Source organism: Comamonas sp. BIGb0124 (assembly GCF_003752175.1).
Lineage (GTDB): Bacteria > Pseudomonadota > Gammaproteobacteria > Burkholderiales > Burkholderiaceae_C > Comamonas_F.
In genome coordinates, this window is the sequence record NZ_RJVF01000012.1 from 43,202 (window position 1) to 62,028 (window position 18,827).

General features: G+C 69.3%; 10 protein-coding genes. 8 read left to right on the forward strand and 2 right to left on the reverse strand.

Annotation, left to right across the window (positions count from 1 at the left end; all coding sequences use genetic code 11):
- Positions 1 to 45: 45 nt before the first annotated feature.
- From ompR to EC845_RS14760, 3 genes are all read left to right on the forward strand, one after another.
- A complete protein-coding gene (ompR, locus tag EC845_RS14750; RefSeq protein WP_123298899.1) occupies positions 46 to 780 on the forward strand; it encodes a two-component system response regulator OmpR in 735 nt (244 codons plus the stop codon).
- Between the two features lie 85 nt (positions 781 to 865).
- Positions 866 to 1,849 carry a hypothetical protein gene (locus EC845_RS14755; protein ID WP_123298900.1) on the forward strand — a complete coding sequence of 328 codons (984 nt, stop codon included), beginning with the start codon at positions 866 to 868 and terminating at the stop codon, positions 1,847 to 1,849.
- Between the two features lie 258 nt (positions 1,850 to 2,107).
- The gene (locus tag EC845_RS14760) at positions 2,108 to 3,112 is read left to right on the forward strand and encodes a tripartite tricarboxylate transporter substrate binding protein (protein ID WP_123298901.1); all 1,005 of its coding nucleotides are present in this window, start codon (positions 2,108 to 2,110) and stop codon (positions 3,110 to 3,112) included.
- A gap of 72 nt (positions 3,113 to 3,184) precedes the next feature.
- Here EC845_RS14760 and EC845_RS14765 read toward each other — a convergent pair whose 3' ends face one another.
- A complete protein-coding gene (locus EC845_RS14765) occupies positions 3,185 to 4,339 on the reverse strand; it encodes a M20 family metallopeptidase (protein ID WP_123298902.1) in 1,155 nt (384 codons plus the stop codon).
- Between the two features lie 289 nt (positions 4,340 to 4,628).
- Here EC845_RS14765 and EC845_RS14770 point away from each other — a divergent pair, with 289 nt between their 5' ends.
- The 5 genes from EC845_RS14770 to EC845_RS14790 all read left to right on the forward strand — a co-directional run bounded on the left by EC845_RS14770 (position 4,629) and on the right by EC845_RS14790 (position 17,314).
- Positions 4,629 to 10,718, forward strand: coding sequence for an alpha-2-macroglobulin (locus EC845_RS14770; protein ID WP_123298903.1), 6,090 nt, complete (start codon positions 4,629 to 4,631; stop codon positions 10,716 to 10,718).
- A 5-nt stretch (positions 10,719 to 10,723) separates the two neighbouring features.
- The gene (gene pbpC / locus EC845_RS14775; RefSeq protein WP_199739824.1) at positions 10,724 to 13,039 is read left to right on the forward strand and encodes a penicillin-binding protein 1C; all 2,316 of its coding nucleotides are present in this window, start codon (positions 10,724 to 10,726) and stop codon (positions 13,037 to 13,039) included.
- Positions 13,040 to 13,098: 59 nt separating this feature from the next.
- On the forward strand, positions 13,099 to 15,423 hold the full coding sequence (gene yccS / locus EC845_RS14780; protein ID WP_123298904.1) for a YccS family putative transporter: 2,325 nt from the start codon (positions 13,099 to 13,101) through the stop codon (positions 15,421 to 15,423).
- Between the two features lie 173 nt (positions 15,424 to 15,596).
- The gene (locus tag EC845_RS14785; protein WP_123298905.1) at positions 15,597 to 16,754 is read left to right on the forward strand and encodes an alpha-hydroxy acid oxidase; all 1,158 of its coding nucleotides are present in this window, start codon (positions 15,597 to 15,599) and stop codon (positions 16,752 to 16,754) included.
- 50 nt (positions 16,755 to 16,804) lie between these two features.
- Positions 16,805 to 17,314 carry an I78 family peptidase inhibitor gene (locus tag EC845_RS14790; RefSeq protein WP_233598094.1) on the forward strand — a complete coding sequence of 170 codons (510 nt, stop codon included), beginning with the start codon at positions 16,805 to 16,807 and terminating at the stop codon, positions 17,312 to 17,314.
- A gap of 6 nt (positions 17,315 to 17,320) precedes the next feature.
- Here the strand turns inward: EC845_RS14790 and EC845_RS14795 are convergent, their stop codons facing one another.
- Positions 17,321 to 18,826 (reverse strand): CoA-acylating methylmalonate-semialdehyde dehydrogenase, encoded by a 1,506-nt coding sequence (locus EC845_RS14795; RefSeq protein WP_123298906.1) that lies wholly within the window; start codon positions 18,824 to 18,826, stop codon positions 17,321 to 17,323.
- Between the last annotated feature and the right edge of the window lies 1 nt (position 18,827).

Here is an 18,827-nt window from a genome sequence, read left to right on the forward strand (position 1 = left end):
CCCGTCAGACGTATAGTTTCGTACAACTCGAAGAATTGTTTTTTTATGTCCCGAACACCCCCGCGTGCAGACAAGATCGTGGTTGTCGACAATGACGCCCGTGCCGCCGATACGCTGCGGCGCTATCTCGCCCAGGAAGGTTTCTCAGTGGTCCTGGCCGACGATGGACCGGGCCTCAATCGTGTTCTGCAACGCGAAAGTGTCGACCTGATCGTGCTGGATCTTCTGCTGCCAGGCGAAGACGGCCTGTCCATCTGCCGTCGTCTGCGTGCCGGCGAAGACGGCACGCCCATCATCATGCTGTCCGCCAAGAGCGAGGATGTGGACCGGATCGTCGGTCTGGAAGTCGGCGCCGACGACTACATGGGCAAGCCCTACAACCCGCGCGAACTGCTGGCCCGCATCAACGCCGTGCTGCGCCGCCGCCCCCGGCTCGAGGCACCGGGTGCCCCGTCTTCCGCGCAAGAGGTGTTCAGTTTCGGCCCCTACAACTTCAACCTCGGCAATCGCTCCCTGCACCGCGGCGACGAAGAGATGCCGTTGACCACGGGCGAGTACGCCATGCTCAAGGCGCTGGTGCGCCATCCGCACCAGCCGCTCACCCGCGAGAAACTGGCCAAGCTGGCACGCGGCCGCGAGTTCGATCCCTACGACCGCAGCCTCGACGTCCAGGTCTCCCGGCTGCGCAAGCTCATCGAACCCGATCCGGCCAGCCCCCGTTACATCCAGACGGTGTGGGGCATCGGTTACGTGTTCGTCCCCGACCAGACCCACCACTGAACGCGGCCCGGCCTCGACCTAGAATCGGCATCCAGGCGCACGGAGAAATCCCCGGCGCCGCTCGAAGACCAACGGATCGCCAGACTTGCCCGCCTCCTCGCCCCCTGCTTCCTCACCCCAGCCCGTGGCCGCCGACCTGGTCGCCGTGCTGGTGGCCGTCACCCAGGGCCACGCCCGTATCCTCACCACGCACGAGGGGCAGGCCTTGCCCAGCGGGCCGTTCGAACTCGCCCACCGCTCGCTGCAATCGGGCATGCGGGCGTGGGTGGAGACCGAAACCCATCACCCCATCGGCTACATCGAGCAGCTCTACACCTTCGCCGACGGCGACCGCGAGCGCCGCGAGGGACAACGCGTGATTTCGGTGAGTTACCTGGGACTGACACGAGAAGGCCACGCCGACGGTGCCGTCTGGCGCGACTGGTACCACTATTTCCCCTGGGAAGACCAGCGCGACGGCGCCGCTCGCAAACGCCTGTCCGAGGACGCAGGGCCCGCGCTCGAGGCCTGGTGCAACGCCGCGCCGGATGCGGCCACGGCGCAGCTCAGACGCATGCGCATCGACACCGCCTTTGGCCTGCAGGGCGCCGGCTGGAACGAGGATTTCGTGTTGCAGCGCTACGAGTTGCTGTACGAAGCCGGGCTGGTGGCCGAGTCGCCGCACGCCCGCCTGCCGGAGGCTTCCGGAACACCCGGTGCAGCCGTCCCGCCAGGCCCCGGCCACCGCGCGCCGGCCTGGAGCGGACAACCCATGGCGCAGGATTTCCGCCGCATCCTGGCCACCGGCATCGCCCGCTTGCGCGCCAAGATCAAGTACCGGCCGGTCGTCTTCGAGCTGATGCCCGACAGTTTCACGCTGCTGCAGTTGCAGCAGAGCGTGGAGGTGCTGGCCGGCCGGACCCTGCACAAGCAGAATTTCCGCCGCCTGGTCGAGCAGCAGGCACTGGTCGAGGAAACCGGCGCGATGACGCAAGGGACCTCGGGCCGCCCCGCCAAGCTTTTCCGTTTTCGCGACGATGTGCTGTTCGAACGTGCGATTTCGGGCAGCAAGCTGCCGCTGTCCCGCTGACACGGTGCGAAGCCGGCATGAAAGCGGCTTGAAGGCGGCGTGCAGGTTCGAGACCACGGGCGCCTGCTCTTCATGGCATTTGTCCATTCGGACATCCGGGTCTTCCTGCGATCCGCTGGATTTATACTCAAAAACAGCATAAATTGACGACCCAGCGCTTTCGTGCCCTGACGGCTACGCCAACTTATACTCATCATGAGCAATAAAAACAGCCCAAATCCCGCTGTGCCCGGTTTTCTCCATCGCGTGCGAGCGGTCATGACGGGCCAGGCCTGGCTGGCATGGGCCGCCCTGGCCCTGGCCGCCGGCTCCGCACAGGCCAACGACACCGCCCGCGTCGAGGCGCAGGCCGCCGACGCCTATCCCACCCGCCCGATCACCATCGTCGTCACGTTTGCGCCCGGTGGCGGCACGGATCTGCTGGCACGCAAGCTGGCTCTTGTCATGCAACAGCGATGGGGACAGCCCGTGGTGGTGGAAAACCGCCCGGGCGCCAGCGGCAACATCGGGGCCAGCCGGGTGGCCAAGGCAGCAGCCGACGGCTATACGCTGCTGATGGTCAACAGCACATTCGCCATCAACCCCGGTGTGTATGGACCTCTGGATTTTTCGCCCGGCCGCGATTTCGATACGGTGATCAACGTCGGTTTTGTGCCGTCGGTGCTGGTCGTACCGTCGAACTCGCCCTGGCATGGACTGGACGATCTGCTGGCCACCGCCCGCGGTGCGTCGCAAACGCCGTTTTTTGCCTCGTGCGGCGCCGGCACGCCTCAGCATCTGGCGGGCGAAATGCTGCGCATGCAGGCTCATGCGCCGCTGCAGCAGATCGCCTACAAGGGATGCGGGCCGGCCCTGACCGACGTGATGTCGGGCCAGGTCGGACTGGGCATCGTCACCGCCAGCGCGGCAGCCCCCTTACTTGCGAGCGGCAAGCTGCGCGCGTTGGCCGTCACTTCGCGCGAGCGTATCGCACAACTGCCCGACGTGCCTTCGGTGGCCGAGCAAGGCCTGCCGGGCTACGAACTCGACCAATGGCATGGCCTGCTGGCGCCGACGGGAACGCCTGCCGGGATCATTGCGCGCGTGAACGGGCTTCTGGCCGACGCGATCGCCCAGCCGGAACTCAAGACCGGCCTGGAACAGATGGGCTACACACTGACCCGCGGCGACGAGCGCAGCCCCCGGGCCTTCCAGCGCCTGCTCAACCGCGACTTGCAGCGCTTCGGCACGATCACGGCCCGCATGGGCCTGCGGCTGGACTGAGCCTCCCGAAGAGAACCGGTTGTCCTGCCATGACCCGCGGATGCCAGGCGTCCGCGGCGGCAGGTGGCCGGCTCAATCCAGGGATTGCAGCAGCAGTCGCCAGAACGCCAGGCGTTGCGCCAAGGTGGAGACGAGGATGTACTCGTCCAGCGTGTGGGCCCCGTCGCCGTCCGGTCCCAGGCCGTCGAGCGTCGCCAGGCCGGCCGCGGCGGCAAAATTGGCATCGCTGCCGCCCCCTGTCATGGGGGCAGCGCCCAGTGTCCAGCCGGCCTGCGACGCACAAGCCTGGGCACGTGCCAGCAACGCGAGGGTGGCGTCGGACGGCTCCATGGGCGGACGGTTCATCTCGGCCGTCATCTCGAGCGTGACGTCGGCATCGCGGGGAGACAGCGCACGCATGCGCGCCAGCAAGGCGTCGCCTCGGGCCTGATCGGGCACCCGGAAATCGGCAAAGATCTCGCAGCGCGCCGGCACCACGTTGCGGGTGGTGCCGCCCTCGATCAGCCCCACGCTGACCGTCACGCCCTGGGCATAGTCGGTCATGGCCTCGATGGCGAGCACCTGGTGGGCCATCTCGCGTATGGCGCTGCGGCCCTTGTCGTGCTGCACGCCCGCATGCGAAGGCCGTCCATGCGCCACGACGCGCAGCATGCCGGTGCCCTTGCGGGCCGTGACGCAGTAACCCGTGCGCGCCCGCGCCGGCTCGCAGACCAGGCCGTAGCGCGAGCGGCGTGCCCAATCCTCGGTGAGCGTGCGGCTGTGGATGCTGCCGATTTCCTCGTCCGGCACCAGCAGCATGTCCACGGGCAAGGCCGTACGGCCGCCGGCCGCCTGCAACTCGCCCAGGGCCTCGAGCGCCAGATAGACACCGGCCTTCATGTCGTAGATGCCGGGACCATAGAGCCGATCGTCGACGCAGCGCCAGCCATTGCGCGCCAGGGTGCCGGCCGGGTGAACCGTGTCGAGATGGCCGATGATCAGAATGCCGGCACGATCGTCTCCGGCCGCGCGGTTGCTCACGAGCAGCGCGGGGGCAGGCGTTCCGGCCAACTGAATCGACTCGGTCCGCAGGCCCTTGGCCTGGGCGCGCCGCGCGGCCAGTTCCATCATGCGGGTCACGGCGGCGGTGTCGGCCGAAGGGGATTCACAGGCGATCCAGTCCTGCAGTTCATGCAGCCAGGGATCGAGGGTGGAGAGGGGATCGGCGGGAGAAGGAGTGAGTGTCATGGGCAGGCATTCAGGCAGGGATTTGGGCTCTTGTACAGACGCTCGCACCCTGGACAGTCCACGGCGGCGCAGGAGAATGGCGGTCGCCGGAAGCGATCCGGCAGATGCGGCACCTGCACCCCCCGGCCATGCGGACCGGCCATGAAAACCATGACGGACGCGGAACAACGGGCTAGCATGTGGCGCAAACCCATGCCGCACACGGCACAAACGCTACACAAGAGGCCGCAGTATCATGCCGCACAACAAGACAGACGAGACATCCTGCTCCCCGATAGTTGACTGGCGCATGCGCCTCGGTGCCCTGGCGTTGTGCCTGTCGGCATGGACGGCGGTCGGCCTCGGCGACGCGATGGCTGCCGCCCCGCCGCTGCGGGTCGCGTCCGCCAGTCCGCAAGGCACGGTCACGCAGGTCCGGCAGTTCGTGGCCCGCTTCGACGCCGATGCCGTCCGCTTCGGCGACCCGCTTGCGGCCGCGCCGCTGGAGGTGCGCTGCACCGATGCCGCCGCGCCCGCCGGCGCAGGACGCTGGACCAACGCCCGCGAATGGGTCTATACCTTCGAGTCGGATGTGCCGGCCGGCGTGCGCTGCTCGGCCACGGCCGTGCCCGGCTTTCGTTCGCCGGCAGACGCCGCTCTGGCTGCGGCCACGCGCTTCGACTTCGACACCGGCGGCCCGGCCGTTCGGCGGGTCAGGCCCAACACGTGGCAGGACATCGAGGAGGAGCAGACCTTCGTGCTCGAGTTCTCCGCAGCCGCGACGGCGGCCAGCGTGGCGCAGCATGTGTGGTGCAAGCCCGGCGACCTGGGCGAACAGGTTCCCGTGCGGGCCGTGGAGGCCGGCGAACGTGCCGCCTTGCTCGAAACCCTGGGGCTGTCGCGGCAGGCCCAGCGCGCCCCCGCACGCTTCCACGTACTGGCCTGCCAACGCCGCCTGACGGCCGGCACCGACATGCAGCTCGTCGTCGGCGCCGGCATCCGCACACCCGGTGGACTGGCCAGCCGCACCGCCGTCCCGTACGACTACACGGTTCGTGCGCCTTTTTCCGCGCACGTGAGCTGCGAGCGCGAAAACGCACAGGCCGACTGCCTGCCGATCCGGCCCTTGAACCTGCAGTTCTCCGCGCCGGTGAAACGGTCGGTCGCCAGTGCCATCCGGCTGGTCGACCCGCGCCAGCCGCGCGCGGCCATCGCGCCGCAGTTCGACGAGCCCGAGGCGGCCGACGGCGATGCCGTGGTCCAGAGCCTGCGTTTCGCCTCCCCGCTGCCCGTGCGTGCACGGTTGCAGCTCGAGGTGCCGGCCGGCTTCCAGGACGCATCCGGCAGGCCCCTGGCCGATGCCAGCGCGTTCCCCCTGTCCGTGGCCACGGGCGACTTGCCGCCCCTGGCCAAGTTTGCCGCCTCGCCCTTCGGTGTGATCGAGCGCCATGCCGAGCCGGACGGCCCGCCCCTTCTGCCCGTGACGCTGCGCCGCGTCGAGGCGGCACTGCCGGTCAGCACGCAGGCCATATCCGGACCGGTATCGAGCGGCCAGGTTCGCACGTTGCGGCCCGCGCAGGATGCCGACATCATCCGCTGGTGGCATCGCATCCGGCGTTACGACGAAGGCACCATCGATCGCAAAGTGCTGCGGCAGGACGGCGTCGATGCACCGCCGCCGACCGGCGACAGCGACCGCACCTGGATCGCAACCCGCCAGGTCTCGCTGCTCGACGGCCAGGAAACGGCCCGCAAGCTCGCCCTGCCCGCCCCCTTGCAGCAAGACCCGCGGCCCTTCGAGGTGGTCGGCATTCCGATGGAGCCGGGTTTCAGCGTGGTGGAGATCGCCTCGTCGCGGCTGGGCGAGGCCTTGCTCGACCCGAAGCTCGGTGCCGACCGCACCCTGTACGTGCGCACCTCGGTACTCGTCACCAACCTGGGCCTTCACTTCAAGCTCGGCCGCGAGAATGCCCTGGCCTGGGTGACCCGGCTGGACAACGGCCAGCCGGTTGCGGATGCCGCCGTGCGCGTGTCCACCTGCGACGGCCGCGAGGTCGCGAACGCACGCACCGACGCGCAGGGCATTGCGCGGCTCGAGGGCCTCTCGCCGCGCGCCCCCACCTGCTCGCTCCCCGGCGACTCGATGCAGGCCTATTTCGTCAGCGCGCGAACCGGCGAGGGAGCCGACAGCGACATGGCTTTTGTCTGGAGCGACTGGACACGCGGCATCGAATCCTGGCGCTTCAACGTGCCGACCGATTCGAGCCCGCGGCCCGACACGCGCCTGCATACCGTGCTCGACCGCAGCCTGCTGCGGGCGGGCGAGACGGTGTCGATGAAACACCTGGTGCGCCAGCAGACCGCCCAGGGACTGGCCTACGGGCGCATGCAGCTGACCGAGGCCAAGCTGGTGCACGTCGGCAGCGGCCAGGAGTACCCGCTGGTGCTCCAGCCCGGTTCGGGCCAGGGCGCGACCAGCACATTCGCCATCCCCCGACAGGCCAAGCTGGGAGTCTATGAAGTGTCGCTGACCGCCCTGCCGGGCGGCCGCAGCTCGGCACGCCACGATGCCGTGACCGAGACCACGGCCACGTTTCGGGTCGAGGAGTTCCGCCTGCCGGTGATGACGGGCCGCATCCAGCCGGCCGGCCCGCTGCCCCTGGTGCAGCCCGGAAAGGTCGAGGCACGTGTGCAGATCGACTACCTTTCCGGCGGGCCCGCACGTCAGTTGCCGGTGCGGGTGTCGGCCTTGCTGCGACCGCGCGGGGTGGATTTCCTGGACCATGCGGGCTACCGCTTCGACCCGCCCCGTGACCGGGCGGCAGAAGAAGCCCAGGAGACCGACGGAGGAGAAGACGGCACGTCGGACGCCTCGGCGGCCGATACACGCATCGTGCTCGATCAGGCCCCCCTCGCACTCGACAACCAAGGCCAGGGTCATGTCGATGTGGGCCCGCTGTCCCCCGCCACCCACGCCAGGGAGCTGGTGCTGGAGGCCAGCTACAGCGATCCCAACGGCGAGATCCAGACCTTGAGCAGTACGCATGCGGTGTGGCCCTCGGGTGTGGTGGCCGGCATTCGTGCCGAGGGCTGGGCTTCGGCCGGCCAGTCGGTGCCGGTGCAGGCCCTGGCGCTGGACACCCTGGGCCGGCCGCAAGCCGGCGTGGCGCTGAGCGTACGCGCGATCGCCCACACCACCACCACCAGCCGCAAGCGCATGGTCGGCGGCTTCTACAGTTACGACCACGAGCGGCAGACCCAGGACCTGGGCGAGATCTGCCAGGGCCGCAGCGACAGCCGGGGCCTGCTGGCCTGCACGGCGCGCCTGGCCAAGGCCGGCGAGATCGAACTGGTCGTCACGGCCACCGATGCAGAGGGACGGATCTCCCAGGCCGCCGAGTCGGTCTGGATCGCCCGGCAGGGCGAAATGTGGTTCGACGCACAGGACCACGACCGCATCGACCTGCTGCCCGAGAAGAAGTCGTACCAGGCCGGCGACACCGCCGTCTTCCAGGTGCGCATGCCGTTTCGCCGCGCCACGGCGCTGGTGACGGTCGAACGCGAGGGCATCCTGCACCACGAGGTGATGGCGCTGACGGGCGAAGACCCCACGGTGCGCCTGAAGGTGCAGCCCGACTGGGGCCCCAATGTGTATGTCAGCGCGCTCGTGCTGCGCGGGCGCCTGGTCGAGGTGCCTTGGTACTCCTTCTTCACCTGGGGCTACAAGGCGCCCCGCGAATGGTGGCGGGCGTTCCGCTACGACAGCAAGGAATACACCGTCCCCACCGCGCTGGTCGACCTGAGCAAACCCGCGTTCCGCATCGGCGTGGCCGAGATCCGCGTCGGCCTCGAGGCCCGGCAGCTTCAGGTGCAGGTGCAGACCGACCAGTCCCGCTACGCCGTGCGGGGCCAGGCCCAGGTGACGGTCACGGTGCGGCACGCCGATGGCAGCCCCGCGCCGCAAGCCCGCATCGCACTGGCGGCAGTCGACCAGGCCTTGCTGGATCTGTGGCCCAACACGAGTTGGCAACTGCTCGAAGCCATGTACCCCCGGCGCAGTTGGGGCGTGCAGACCGCGACGGCCCAGATGGAGCTCATCGGCCGCCGTCACTACGGCCGCAAGGCGGTCCCGGCCGGCGGCGACGGCGGAGGCAACGGCGCGACACGCGAGCTCTTCGACACCCTGCTGACATGGCAACCCGACATCGCGCTCGACGCACAGGGGCAGGCACGCCTGACCGTGCCGCTCAACGATGCGCTCACGCAGTTCCGCATCGTGGCCATCGCCGAGATCCCGCAGGCCGCAGGGCGCACCGATGCCCAGGCGAGTGAATTCGGCACCGGCTCGACGCAGATCCAGACCACGCAGGATCTGCAATTGCTCAGCGGCCTGCCGCCCCTGGTGCGCAGCGACGACCGGTATGTCGCCCAGGTCACGGTGCGCAACACCACCGCCAAGGCCATGGCCGTCGAACTCGTGCCCAGCGCCCCGGGCCTGAACCTGCCGAAGCGGCAGCTCGATGTACCGGCCGGCGAGGCACGCGAGGCGCAATGGGACATCCAGGTGCCCGCCGACCTGGCCCGCGCCACCGAGATCCCCTGGCAGATCGAAGCCCGCGATACCTCCGGCAGCGGTGCCCAGGATCGCATCCGCATCACCCAGCGCTTGCTGCCGGCCGTGCCGCTCGGCGTGCAGCAGGCCACGCTGGTGCAACTGCCGCCCGGCACACCCGACACGGTAGACGCCACGGCCCTGCCCGCCTACACCCAGGCCGTGGCATTGCCGGCCGGCGCACTGCCGGGCCGCGGCGGACTGAAGATCACGCTGCAGCCGCGCCTGGCGCAAGGGCTGTCCGGCGTACGCGACTGGTTCGAAAACTACCCCTATACCTGCCTGGAACAGCAGGCCAGCCGGGCCATCGGCCTGGGCGACGCGGCCCTCTGGAGCCGTGTGGTCGAGACGATGCCCACCTACCTCGACGAGGACGGTCTGGCCAACTACTTTCCGCCGCGATCGGGCGACGCGGCACGCGGCAGCGACACGCTGACCGCCTATCTGCTGGCCGCCAGCGACCAGGCTGCGACAACCGATCCGGCCTTTGCACTGCCGCCCGAGCTGCGCACACGCATGCAAAACGGTTTACTGCGTTTCGTCGAAGGCCGGCTGGAGCGGCGGTTCTGGAGCCCGCGCCCCGATCTGGAGGTCCGCAAGCTCGCGGCCCTCGAAGCCCTGTCGCGCGGCGGGCAGGTCACGGCGCGGCTTCTGGGCAGCCTGTCTGCGGATCCGAACCGCTGGCCGACCAGTGCCGTGGTCGACTGGCTGTCGATTCTGCGGCGCGTGACCGATGCGCCCCTGCGCGAACGTCACCTGCAGGAAGCCGGCCAGGTGCTCAGGGGCCGGCTGAGCGTGCAGGGCACGCGGCTGGTCTTCAGCACCGAGAGCACCGACGAGTGGTGGTGGCTGATGGCCGGCGGCGACACCAACGCCGCACGCCTGCTGCTGGCCGTCATGGACGATCCGGCCTGGCGCGAAGACCTGCCCCGTCTGGTCACGGGTCTCATCGGCCGCCAGCAACGCAACGGGGCCTGGCGCACCACCACCGCCAACCTGTGGGGCAGCCTGGCCCTGCAGGACTTCGGCCGCCGCTTCGAGTCCGTACCCGTCGACGGCACCACGCAGGCCCGGTTGGGCGCGGCGCAGGCCCGCGTCGACTGGCGGCAAGTCCAGCCTGTGCCTGCTGGCAGCGCGCCCCGCCCCGACGCACTGTTCGGTGCCCCTGTCGTCGCAGGACAACTGGCGAACAACGCCATGACCCTGCCCTGGCCTGCCCAGCCGGCCGAACTGCAGGTGAAGCACGAAGGCAGCGGCAGTCCGTGGATGACCTTGCAATCCATTGCCGCCGTGCCGCGCACGGCAGCGGTCAGCGCGGGCTACAGTCTGCGCAAATCCGTCACCGCGGTCGAGCAGGCACAGCCCGGCCGCTACAGCCGGGGCGATGTGCTGCGCATCGCACTCGAGATCGATGCCACGGCCGACATGAGCTGGGTCGTCGTCCAGGACCCGGTTCCGACCGGTGCCACCGTACTGGGCAGTGGACTGGGCCGGGATTCGGCGATCGCCGCCCAGCGGCCCGGCAGCGAACCGTCTCCGGTCGACACGGAGGAAACCGCAGGCCCGTCCTGGAACCAGCCGTGGCTGGCCTTCGAGGAACGCGGTTTCGAGTCCTGGCGCGCGTACTACGCGTTCGTGCCCAAAGGACGTTTTGTCGTCAGCTACACCGTCAGGCTCAACAGCGTCGGTGAATTTGCCCTGCCGGCCAGCCGTGTCGAAGCGCTCTATGCCCCCGAGATGTTCGCCGAAACGCCCAACGCCCGCCTGCGGGTGGTCGCCGCACCATGACGCCGATGGCGCAGATCCTGCGCACGATGTGCTGTACGGCGGCGCTGTGCGCGGCCTCGGGTCTCGCCTGGGCACTGCCCAGCTTCGACGACGTGCGAGCGGCCTACCCGTCCTCCGAGACGCTTGTCCTCGACCGCCACGGCGAGCTGCTGCAACGCCTGCGCACCGACTACACGGTGCGGCGCGGCGAATGGGTGAGCCTCGAAGACACCTCGGGCGCGCTGCGTCTGGCGCTGGTGCTCAGCGAGGACAGGCGCTTCTACGCGCACAGCGGCGTGGACTGGGCGTCGGTCTCGGCTGCGGCCTGGGGGCATCTGTTCCATGAACGCACCCGGGGCGCATCGACCATCAGCATGCAGCTTGTCGGCCTGCTGGGCGAAGGCGACCGGCCCCGCTCGGGCCAGCGCACGGTGCTCGACAAGGTCGGCCAGGTCGTCTCGGGCACGGTGCTCGATCGGCGCTGGCGCAAGGACCGGGTGCTCGAGGCCTACCTCAACCTCGTCCCCTGGCGCGGCGAACTCGTCGGCATCGATGCCCTGTCCCGCACCCTGTTCGGCAAGGCCGCACATGGCCTGGACGACGGCGAGGCCGCCATCGCCGCCGCGCTGGTTCGCGCGCCCAACGCACCGGTCGCCCAGGTGGCCCGGCGGGCCTGCGGCGTCTGGCGCGACATGCTGCAGGCCCGCGCGCAATCCGCTCCCGTGACGCAACCCGATTGCCTGTGGCTCACGATGCTGACCCAGTCCGCGCTCGAACGCAGCGCCTACGCATCCAGCGCCGGCATTGCGCCTCATGCGGCCCGGCAGGCGCTGCGCGCGGCTCGACCCGCGCCCCAGGGACAGCAGCCCCCCCTTCTCACCACCCTGGACGCCCGCCTGCAGCGCGTGGCCCAGGAAAGCCTGGGGCGGCATCTGAGGGAACTGCGCGGACGCGAGGTGAACGACGGCGCGCTGGTGGTGCTGGACAATGCCAGCGGCGACGTGCTGGCCTATGTCGGCTCGTCGGGTGAACTGAGCCAGGCGCGCGAGGTCGACGCCGCCATGGCGTTGCGTCAGCCCGGCTCCACACTCAAGCCGCTGCTCTACGCACAGGCCCTGGCCGAACGGCGGCTCACCGCCGCCTCGCTGCTGCACGATGCGCCGACACACATCGACACGTCGGGCGGGCTCTACATTCCGCAGAACTACGACCGCGACTTCAAGGGCTGGGTGTCGGTGCGCACCGCGCTGGCGGCCTCGCTCAATGTGCCGGCCGTCCGCACCCTGGCCATGGTCACGCCGGCTGCCTTTGCACGGCAGTTGCGCGATTTCGGCCTGGCCCTGCCGCACACCGGCGACTACTACGGCTTCAGCCTGGCGCTGGGCAGCGCCGAGGTCAGCCTGCTGGCGCTCACCAATGCCTACCGCACGCTGGCCAACGGCGGCCATCACGGCAACGTGCGTTTCCTGCCCGGGCCCATGCCTGCGCCGGGCCCGGTGGTCATCGACCCGCGCGCCGCCTACGTGGTGGCCGACATTCTCAGCGACCCGAACGCCCGTGCGCGCACGTTCGGTACCCGCAGCGTGCTGGCCACCCGCACCTGGACCGCCGTCAAGACCGGCACCAGCAAGGATATGCGCGACAACTGGGTCGTCGGCTGGTCGCACCGCTACACCGTGGGGGTGTGGGTGGGCAATGCCGAAGGCCAGGCCATGCGCGACATCAGCGGGACCAGCGGTGCGGCCCCGGTCTGGGCAGACCTCATGCAGGCGCTGGAATCCGGCATGCGCCCCGATCCGGCCCCTGCCGTGCCGGCCGGGCTGGTGCGCCAATCCGTGCGATTCAGCCCCGATCCACCCGGCGAATCCGGTCGAACCGCGCTCGAAGCGACCCGCAGCGAGTGGTTTTTGTCTGGAACCGAGCAGACCGTGTCGACCCGGCTCGCCAGCCGCACCGCGCCGTCCGATCCAGGCGGTTCCCGGTCGGGGACCGGCATGGCGGCCCTGCCAGAGCCGATGCGCATCACATCGCCGGTCTCGGGAACCGTCATTGCCCTCGACCCCGATATTCCGCCCACCCACCAGCGCCTGACCTTCAAGGCCCAGGGAGTGGACGTCCGCTGGGAGCTCGACGGCCAGCCTCTGGGTCGTGGGCCCCGGCTGGCCTGGCTGCCCTGGCCCGGCCGCCACCAAGTGCGTGTGGTCGATGCGCGGGGCACCGTGCGCGACGAGATCCGCATCGAAGTGCGCGGCGCCGGCCTGGCGCAACCCATGGGCCAGGACAGGCGTGTTTCTTGCACAAAATGCCTGCCTCTCGGTACACAGTCGCCGAGCAACCCTTAATATCGTTGCGGGCAAGCGGCCTCCGGGTTGGAGGCCGCGCAAGGCTCCCACCCGATCGCATGGACCGTCATTCAACTTTCTCGACCGCGCTTCGCCGCCTGTGGGCGCTGGGCAGCTTCTCCTACAGCCTGCGGGTCTTCATCGCCCTGTCGTCCATCATGGCCGCCTGCTGGAGCAGCGACCAGTCACGGCTGATCATGCCGCTGTTCCTGGGCTGCATCGCCAGCGCCCTGGCCGAGAGCGACGACCACTGGCGCGGGCGGGCCCGTGCGCTCGCGGTGACGCTTGCGGCCTTTGCGCTGGCGTCCTTCGCCATCGAAGCCGTCTTCCATCAACCCTGGCTCTACCTCGCCACCCTGGTGGCCGCCGCGTTCTCGCTGACCCTGCTGGGCGCCATCAGCACCCGCTACCAGGCCATCGCCTACGCCACGCTCATCATCTGCATCTACACCAGCATCACCGTGGACCAGCAGGCCCATGCGCTGGCCGGTCCGTTCTGGTGGCAACCCATGCTGCTGCTGGCCGGGGCGGCGTGGTACGGCCTGCTGTCGGTCGTCTGGTGCGTGCTGTTTCCGAACCAGCCGGTGCAGCAGTTCCTGGCCCGGCTGTACGACGAACTGGGACGCTACCTGCGGCTGAAATCGCAGATGTTCGAGCCCGTGCGCGGCATCAACATGGAAGCGAGGCGCCTGACCCTCGCCCAGGCCAACAGCCGCGTCGTGGCCGCACTCAACGCGGCCAAGGACGGGCTCTTCAACCGCATGACACGGGGCATCCGGCCGACCCGCCGCATCAACCGTTATCTCACGCTGTATTTCATTGCCCAGGACATCCACGAGCGCGCCAGTTCATCCCACGACTCGTACGAGCAGCTCACCGATACCTTCTTCCACAGCGACGTGATGTTCCGCTGCCAGCGTGTACTGGCCCTGCAGGGACATGCCTGCCATGAACTGGCGCAGGCGATCCGTGTGCGCCAGCCCTACGTCAAGGGCGAGGCCAGCGCGCTGGCCCTCGTGGACCTGCAGGCCTCGCTGTCGTGGCTGCGCGGCATGCCGGGCACGCTCGAACAGCCGATCTGGCGCCAGTTGCTGCGTTCACTGGTCGCCCTGGCACGCAACCTGGCGACGCTGGAAGACCAGCTCGGGCAGGCCAGCGCCCCCAACACCGCGCCCCTGGGCACGTCGTCGGCCGGCCCGGCACCGGGCCCTTCGGCCACGGCGGCAACAACCGCCATGCCGGCCGACCAGCGGCTGCACGACCGCTCGCCCAAGAACTTCAAGGAGGCGTTCGACCGCGTGCGGCTGCAGTTCACGCTCTCTTCCGCGCTGATGCGGCATGCGGTGCGCCTGTGCGTGGCGCTGGCGGCCGGCTACGGCGTGATGCACCTGATCCACGCCAACCAGGGCTTCTGGATCCTGCTGACCACGGTGTTTGTCTGCCGCCAGGGCTACGGCGCCACACGCACACGCGTGGCCGAACGCATGCTGGGCACGATCGCCGGCCTGCTGGTGGGCTGGGCGCTGTTCCGGCTTTTCCCCAACCTGCTGCTGCAGGCGTGTTTTGCCGTGGCGGCGGGCGTCACCTTCTTTGCCACACGCACCACACGGTACGCGCTGTCGACGGCCGCCATCACGCTGATGGTGCTGCTGGGCTTCAACCAGATCGGCAACGGCTACGCGCTCATCGTGCCGCGCATGGTCGACACCTTCATCGGCGGCTTCATCGCCGTGCTGGCCGTCTACCTGGTGCTGCCCGACTGGCAGACGCGCCGCCTCAACCTGGTCGCAGCCAACGCCATAGCCGCCTGCGGCCGCTACCTGCGAGAAATCATGCGCCAGTACGAAAGCGGGCACAGCGGCAAGCAGGACACGCTCGCCTACCGCGTCGCACGGCGCGAGGCGCACAACGCAGACGCGGCCCTGTCGAATGCCGTCGCCGCCATGCTGCAGGAACCCGGCACCTCGCGCCAGGACGGCGAAACCGCCGTACGCCTCCAGGTGCAACTGCATACCCTGCTCAACTACCTCTCGGGACTGGGTGCGCACCGTCACAGCCTCGCCCCCTCGGCCACGAGCGAAACCGAGACCGGCACGGCCGTGGCCGAGGTCACCGCTCAACTGGCCGGGCACCTCGACACCATCGCCCGCCACCTGCGTGTGCCTTCGGCCAGCGTGGCAGCCGAACCGGCAGGCCAGGCCATCGCCGAGCGGCTGGACGCCGCCCCCGAAGAACTGCCGGAAGACCGGCGCCTGGTGCAGTTGCAACTGGCCCTCATCGCGCGGCAGATCGAGCCGCTGCGCCAGTTGGCCAACCAGTTCGATCCGGCCAGCCGCGAACCCGGCGACGCGCCGCAGCCGAGCGCCACGGCGCCCGCGGGCTGAAAACCGCCGAGACCCGGTCTGGCCTCGCCTGGCACTATGATGGCCGCCGACGCACGGCCACGCGCCGCCGCCTGCTGCTGCCCTCGGCACACGTTCTGGTCCCCCAGGTGCAGCAGAGCCCGCCCCGCGCCGTGCCGTGCCTGCGAGACCCCTACGCCATACCGAGCCGAATCATGACCGACCTCTCGAAAATCACCTGCATCGAGGACTTGCGTGTCCTTGCCAAGCGTCGCGTGCCCCGCATGTTCTACGACTACGCCGATTCCGGCTCGTACACCGAAAGCACCTACCGCGCCAACGAAGACGACTTCAAGCGCATCAAGCTGCGCCAGCGCGTCGCCGTCGACATGACCGGCCGCAGCACCCGCACCACGCTGATCGGCCAGGACGTCTCGATGCCCGTGGCCATCGCGCCCACCGGCCTGACGGGCATGCAGCATGCAGACGGCGAAATCCTGGCCGCGCGTGCCGCCTTGAAGTTCGGCATTCCTTTCACGCTCTCGACCATGAGCATCTGCTCGCTCGAGGATGTGGCCGAGCACACCGGCCGCCAGCCGTTCTGGTTCCAGCTCTACGTGATGCGCGACCGCGACTTCATCGAACGGCTCATCGATCGCGCCAAGGCTGCCGGCGTGAGCGCACTGCAGCTCACGCTGGACCTGCAGATCCTCGGCCAGCGCCACAAGGACATCAAGAACGGCCTGAGCACACCGCCCAAACCCACGCTGCGCAACCTGCTCAACCTCGCCACCAAACCGCACTGGTGCATGGGCATGCTGGGCACCCCGCGCCGGACCTTCGGCAACATCGTCGGCCATGCCAAGGGCGTGGGCGACCTGTCGTCGCTGTCGTCGTGGACGGCCGAACAGTTCGATCCGCAGCTCAACTGGGGCGACGTGGAGTGGATCAAGAAGCGCTGGGGCGGCAAGCTCATCCTCAAGGGCATCATGGACGCCGAAGATGCCCGCCTGGCCGCCGACAGCGGCGCCGATGCATTGATCGTGAGCAACCACGGCGGGCGGCAGCTCGACGGTGCGCCGTCGTCGATTTCAGCACTGCCCGGCATCGTGGAGGCGGCCGGGCGCGACATCGAGGTCTGGATGGACGGCGGCGTGCGCAGCGGCCAGGATGTGCTCAAGGCCCGCGCCCTGGGCGCGCGCGGAACACTCATCGGGCGGGCGTTCCTGTATGGGCTGGGAGCGGCCGGTGAAGCCGGCGTGACTCGGGCACTGCAGATCATCCACAAGGAACTGGATGTCAGCATGGCCTTCTGCGGCCGTACCCGGATCGACGACGTCGGCTCCGACATCCTGCTGCCCGGCAGCTTCTGAGCGACCCGGCCTGAAAGGCAGGGCCCGAGCCCTGCCACCATAATGCAGACATGACTTCGAACGCCTTTTTCTCTTCTGTCCGCCTGGGTGTGCTGAGTGCCGCCGTGGCGGCGATCGCCACCCTTGCGGCCTGCTCGTCAACGGGCGGCACAGCGGCAGCCGGCAGCTCGGCCAACGGCAACGCCGGCTCGGCCATGGCCGCCGGCTTGCAGCCTGCCCGCCAGGCCGCACCGCCGCCGCCCGCATTGCCGGGCGTGACCGTCCCATCGGCCCAAACCGGCCAAGCGGGTAGTGCACCGGCCGGTTCAGCCCCGACCCCACTTGGTGCGAACGCCCCCGGCGCCGAAACGGCCGGCGGAGCCTGCCAGGCCGAAGCCGCGCAGTTCGCGGTCGGCCAACCTTACACCGCCGCGCTGCAGACCTCGGTGCGCGAGCGCAGCCAGGCCAAGATCGCACGGGCCCTGAAGCCGGGCCAGGCCGTCACGATGGAGTTCAACGCCCAGCGCGTCAGCCTGGTGCTCGACAGCCGAGGCATCGTCAGCGCCGTACGCTGCGGCTGAGCGATCTCACTTCATGGTGATCGTGGTGTTGATGCCGCTGGGGCCGCCTCCGCGCGGTGCCCAGCGCGCGGTGACCGTCTTGGTCTGAGTCCAGAACTGCACGGCCTGCTTGCCGTTGGGGCCCAGGTCGCCCAGCTTCGAGCCGCGCGAGCCCGTGAAGCTGAACCAGGCCACCGGCACCGGGATCGGCAGATTGATGCCCACCTGGCCCACATCAATGTTGGACTGGAAATGGCGGGCAGCGCCCCCGTCCTGCGTGAACAGCGCAACCCCGTTGCCATTGGGGTTGGCGTTGACGAAGGCGATGGCCTCGTCGAGCGTCTCGGCCTCCACCACGCACAGCACCGGCCCGAAGATCTCCTCTTGGTAGATGCTCATCGCAGCCTTGACGCCGCCGAAGATGCTCGGCCCCACGAAATTTCCTTCGCCATAACCGTCGACCGCCACGCCCCGTCCATCGAGCAGCAGGCTGGCGCCCTCCTCCTGGCCCCTGGCGATCAGGCCTTCCACGCGCTGGCGTGCGGCGGGCGAGATCAGCGGGCCCAGATCGGCCGTGCGGTCGGTGCCCGCATTCACCCGCAGGCTGCGCGTGCGCTCGACCAGATCGGGCAGCCACTCGCGGGCCTCGCCCACCAGCACCGCCACGGATGTCGCCATGCACCGCTGGCCGGCCGCGCCGAAGGCCGCGCCGACCAGTTGGTTGAGCGCCACGTCGCGATCGGCATCGGGCAGGATCACGCAGTGGTTCTTGGCCCCCATCATCGACTGGCAGCGCTTGCCTGCATCGGTCGCGCGGCGATAGATTTCCGTGCCGACCCGCGTCGAGCCGATGAACGACACGGCCTTGACGAGCGGATGTTCGCAGAGGCCGTTGGCGATTTCGGGCCCGCCGTGCACGACATTGAGCACACCGGGCGGCAGCCCGGCTTCCTGGGCCAGTTGAGCCAGGCGCAGGGACGCGCTCGGATCCTGTTCGGACGGCTTGAGCACAAAGGTGTTGCCGCAGGCCACCGCCAGGGGAAACATGAAACACGGCAGCATCACCGGAAAATTGAAGGCCGTGATACCGGCACACACCCCCAGCGGCTGGATCAGCGTGTACACGTCGATGCCCGATGCGGCGTTCTCGGCATATTCGCCCAGTTGCAGGCTCGCAATGGAGCAGGCGTGCTCGACCACCTCGAGCCCGCGCCCGATCTCGCCTTCGGCATCGGGCAGCGTCTTGCCATGCTCGCGTGTGATGAGCTCGGCCAGCTCGGCCGTGTGGGCCCGCAGCAGATGCTGGAACTTCAGCATCACCCGCATGCGGGTCCCCTGCCCGACCGCCCGCCAACGCTCGTAGGCGCGGGCCGAGCTGCGCACCGCACGGTCGAGCTCCCCGGCGGTGGCCATCGGCACACGCGCGACGACCTCCTGCGTGGCCGGGTTGAGCACGTCGCGCCAGCGGTCGGTGGTGGACTGGACCAGCTCGCCGTCGATCAACAGCGGCAGGCGTGGAATCTCTCGTGTCATG

Excerpts from the sequence above, each read along its gene's own strand:
- pbpC (WP_199739824.1), top strand. The coding sequence starts at position 10,724 with ATGGCGCAGATCCTGCGCACGATGTGCTGTACGGCGGCGCTGTGCGCG.
- EC845_RS14785 (WP_123298905.1), top strand. The coding sequence starts at position 15,597 with ATGACCGACCTCTCGAAAATCACCTGCATCGAGGACTTGCGTGTCCTT.
- EC845_RS14770 (WP_123298903.1), top strand. The coding sequence starts at position 4,629 with ATGCGCCTCGGTGCCCTGGCGTTGTGCCTGTCGGCATGGACGGCGGTC.
- ompR (WP_123298899.1), top strand. The coding sequence starts at position 46 with ATGTCCCGAACACCCCCGCGTGCAGACAAGATCGTGGTTGTCGACAAT.
- EC845_RS14760 (WP_123298901.1), top strand. The coding sequence starts at position 2,108 with ATGACGGGCCAGGCCTGGCTGGCATGGGCCGCCCTGGCCCTGGCCGCC.
- yccS (WP_123298904.1), top strand. The coding sequence starts at position 13,099 with ATGGACCGTCATTCAACTTTCTCGACCGCGCTTCGCCGCCTGTGGGCG.
- EC845_RS14795 (WP_123298906.1), bottom strand. The coding sequence starts at position 18,826 with ATGACACGAGAGATTCCACGCCTGCCGCTGTTGATCGACGGCGAGCTG.
- EC845_RS14765 (WP_123298902.1), bottom strand. The coding sequence starts at position 4,339 with ATGACACTCACTCCTTCTCCCGCCGATCCCCTCTCCACCCTCGATCCC.
- EC845_RS14790 (WP_233598094.1), top strand. The coding sequence starts at position 16,805 with ATGACTTCGAACGCCTTTTTCTCTTCTGTCCGCCTGGGTGTGCTGAGT.